Here is a 4,178-nt window from a genome sequence, read left to right on the forward strand (position 1 = left end):
GTGCCGTTGGACCTGTTGGTGGTGTTGGTGCTTGTGGTTTACCAGGTACTTCAACTACCTCTGGAGTTGGTGGCGTTGGCGCCACTGGCTCTTTTGGTGGTGTTGGTGGTGTTGGTGCTTGTGGATTGATACCAACTGTTTTAATAACTGGTTTAACCGGTGCTGTCGGTGGTGTTGGTGCCTTAGGCTCTTCAGGTTTTTCACCTGGATTCTTAGGCAAACCAAGATTAGAGTTGATTGCGAACCAATATACTGTTGGTGCACCATCAGCATTTGCACCTTCAGCAGTAAATACCAAGTGACCATTTGTCATCTTGATACCTGCACCTCCATAATAGAGGTAAGGTGAATCAGCGTTATCCCAACCTGTCAATTCAGACGTTGTCTCACCATTAAAGACTGCACCATGGTCAATGTATTGGTTATCATTGACTGATGTTACTTCTTTAGTAGCAGCATCATAAGTAACTGATGATTTTGGAATAGCGATGAATTGGTTATCACCAATATTTACATATTCTTGGTGACGTGTTGATTGGTATTTTTTCTTAGGTGTGAATGTAATCAAACCAGTTTCAGCAGAAACGCTGTACGAACCAATAACATCATCCTTATCACCAAATGTATAATCTTGGTTACCAAGAGCGTGTCCATTACCACTACCTGAAGCATTAAGAGTTGTTACATCAGATGGAATTTCACGTGAGACAACCCATTCTGAACCATTCCAGTCAGTGATAGGAACAACTACCTTAAGTGGGTTCTCATCAGAAATGTTAACAGTAGCGCCACCGAAATCAGCGTATCCAGATTTAGTAACAACTTCACCGTTTTGGATTGCCAAAGTAGAGCCATCTGCGTAAGGATTATATGTACCGCGGATAGTATTACCATTAACGTCTTTCGCTTCTACTGTAAGTGGACGTGGGCGCTCAGATGTTTCAACATAAGCTGCACCATTCCAGTGGTTTAGTGAGTTAAGTGCTACGATAGCATTACGCTCACTAAGGTTGAACATTTTACCATCTTTATCGTAAAACTCAACATCTACTGCTACTTTAACTGGTTTATCTTGATCAGTTGATGCACCAACTGTCATAGTTACTGTTGGATCCTTACTGATTTTCGCGATACCTTTTCCGTCGTTTGATGGAAGGCTAACAATTTCGTAGCGGTAAACAACACGTTTGATTGCTGATGCTTCATTCTCAACAATCATGCTTGATTGGTTCAAACCATCATAAGTAACAACAAATTTGTCACCTTCTTTAACTTGAACCCACTCGTCTTCAGTATTTGTCCATGGGCTATTTGAAACAATGTCAGATGCTTGTAACTTGTTAGAGTCATATTGGAAAACATTACTTGTGTTAAGACGCTCTTGTGCTTCTTTTGTCAAGTAGTTGCTTACACCTTCAACTTTGTGTGTTGCATCGTTTTCACGTTGGAAGGTCAATTCTTGAACAACTTCAGCATCTTTAAGGTTACGATATACAGGATCATTCATGTATTTATCGTAAGCTGTTTTAGCTTCTTGGTATTGTTTAAGTGCTGTTTGGTAGACAGCTAATTTGTTTTGATACTCAAGGTACTCTTGGTCATATTTAGCTTTTTGCTCATTGTAGACAACCAAGGCTGCTTCGTATTTAGCTTTAGCATCTGCATTGTATTTTTCAATAGCTTGTTTTGTTTCAAGATCTGCTTCATAAGCTGTTTTCTTAGCGTTATAAAGTTCAAGATTCTTGTCATATGCTGCTTTTTCTACATCATATTTAGCTTTTGCTTCATTATATGCTGCAAGCTCAGTTTGATATTTAGCTTCAGCTTCAGCGTTACGTTTTTCAGTAACAACTTTTTCAGCTACTTTATTATCATAATTAGCTTTTTCAGCATTGTATTTGGCTTTATCGCTATTGTACTGTGCAAGAGCTGCTTCATAATCAGCTTTTGCTTGGTTATAAGTTGCCAATTCTGCTTGGTATTTAGCTGCAGACAAGGCATTTTCTTTATCAGCTACTTCTTTTTCTGCTACCTTAGCATCATAAGTAACTTTCTTAGTCTTGTACTCTGAAAGGGCTGAGTCATAAGCTTGCTTAGCAATTTGGTATTGCTCTGAAGCTTTATCATAAGCTGTTTTTTCAGTATCATATTTAGCCTGAGCTTCAGCATTTGTTTTATCAGCAAGTGCTTTCTCAGCTAATTTGGCATCGTAGTTTGCTTTTGCTTTATCATAGTCAGCTTTATCTGACTTGTATTGTTCTTTAGCCGCTTTATAATCTGAAACGACTGTATTGATTTTCTCTGCTTGTGCTTTATTATCTGCAGCAGCTGCTTCAACAGTTTCTTTGGTTTGAGCAGGTTCTTCCTTAACCTCAACCCCTTCGTTAGTTGCAGCTGTTTTTGCAGCTTCTAAGCTTGTATTTGTTACTTCACTCGTTGTAACAGTTGTGTTGCCTTCTTCAGTAACGTTAACAACCTTCTTCTCAGTTGAATCTGCTACGGCAGAAGTGCTTTCTTCAACAGCATCTGTTGCTTCAACTGCTGGTGTTACTGAATCTGTAGTTGTTGATACTTCATCAGCGCTTGCATTTGAAGCTCCTACTGCAAGAACTGCAGTCCCCAAAAGAACAGAAGCCGCACCAAGGCTAGACTTTCTGAGTGAATAACGTTGTAATTCCTTTTTCCCCATTTAAATTACGTCCTTCTATATTTAGTTATGTTCATATTCTAACAAAAGAAAGAACCTTGTCAATTTGAGATATCTCATAAAAACATCCATTCCTTTAAATTCTATTAGATTCTTAAATTCAAATACTTTTTAATATCAAAGTATTTGATAGATAAAACCCTATAATAAATAGTGTTTTCGTTGTAAATAGAAGGTTTAATTTTATAATATACAGGATGATTCACTTTAATGTTTTTTTATTGAAAAAATCATGAAAAACAAGCGATAATAAGCTTTCATTTTGATTTTCATTGTGATATTTAGCTTTCGGATAGCTATCTACCTAGATTCTCTCCTTTATCTTCCTATATTTATTAGTTTGGTAGTGTAAAATAAGTTGTGTAAACACAAAAGGAATAAATCTGTTATAGTAGAGTTGCAACACATTACTAGAAAGAGATTTATTCCTATGGCTCAGTTTACCAACATATTTTACTTAACATCCTAGCCCAAAAGCAAGATATTGATGAATTTTTCCATACTTCTCTTGAAACAGCTATGAATGATCTCCTTCAATCAGAATTGTCAGCCTTTTTAGGGTATGAGCCTTACGAAAAAGTAGGCTATATTTCTGGTAATAGTCGTAACGGAACCTATTCACGGAAATTTGAAACCAAATATGGGACTGTTCAGTTAACTATTCCAAGAGAGTGTAATGGGAACTTTAGTCCATCTTTGATACCTGCTTATGGGCGTAGAGATGACCACTTGGAAGAGATGGTTATCAAACTCTATCAAACCGGTGTAACGACTCGAGAAATTAGTGACATCATCGAGCGAATGTATGGTCATCACTATAGTCCTGCCACAATTTCTAATATCTCAAAAGCAACTCAGGAGAATGTCGCTGCTTTTCATGAGCAAAGCTTAGAAGCCAATTACTCTGTTTTATTTCTTGACAGAACCTATCTTCCATTAAGACGTGGAACCGTTAGTAAAGAATGTATTCATATCGCACTTGGCGTTACACCAGAAGGACAGAAGGCTGTTCTTGGATATGAGATTGCCCCAAAATGAAAACAATGCTTCTTGGTCCACCCTGTTAGACAAGCTTCAAAACCAAGGAATCCAACAGGTTTCTCTTGTAGTGACCGATGGCTTCAAGGGGCTTGAGCAGATTATCAGTCAGGCTTACCCATTAGCTAAACAACAACGTTGCTTAATTCATATTAGACGAAATCTAGCTAGTAAAGTGAAACGAGCAGATAGAGCGGTTATTCTGGAGCAATTTAAAACGATTTATCGTGCTGAAAATTTAGAAATGGCAGTGCAAGCTTTAGAGGACTTTATCGCCGAATGGAAACCAAAGTATAGGAAAGTCATGGAAAGTCTGGAGAATACGGATAATCTTTTAACTTTTTATCAGTTTCCCTACCAGATTTGGCACAGCATTTATTCGACAAACCTCATTGAGTCTCTTAACAAAGAAATCAAACGTCAAACGAAAAAG

3 protein-coding genes are annotated in these 4,178 nt (G+C 37.6%); 2 read left to right on the top strand and 1 reads right to left on the bottom strand.

All coding sequences use genetic code 11. The features are described from left to right. Positions 1 to 2,689 (bottom strand): GbpC/Spa domain-containing protein (locus AX663_RS04190; RefSeq protein ID WP_060972788.1); only part of this gene is annotated, 2,689 nt, incomplete at its 3' end. Positions 2,690 to 3,226: 537 nt separating this feature from the next. On the opposite strand from AX663_RS04190, the gene AX663_RS11090 reads away from it, so the two are divergent. Continuing rightward, positions 3,227 to 3,745, top strand: a complete 519-nt coding sequence (locus AX663_RS11090) for an IS256 family transposase (protein ID WP_443031046.1) — start codon at positions 3,227 to 3,229, stop codon at positions 3,743 to 3,745. Then, on the top strand, positions 3,726 to 4,178 hold a 453-nt coding region (locus AX663_RS11095; RefSeq protein WP_443031047.1), incomplete at its 3' end, for an IS256 family transposase. The genes AX663_RS11090 and AX663_RS11095, both read left to right, overlap by 20 nt.

Origin of the sequence: Streptococcus sp. CCH8-H5 (assembly GCF_001556505.1) — a bacterium.
GTDB lineage: Bacteria > Bacillota > Bacilli > Lactobacillales > Streptococcaceae > Streptococcus.

Coding starts and splice junctions, on each gene's coding strand:
- AX663_RS11090 (WP_443031046.1), top strand. CDS start 3,227: ATGAATGATCTCCTTCAATCAGAATTGTCAGCCTTTTTAGGGTATGAG.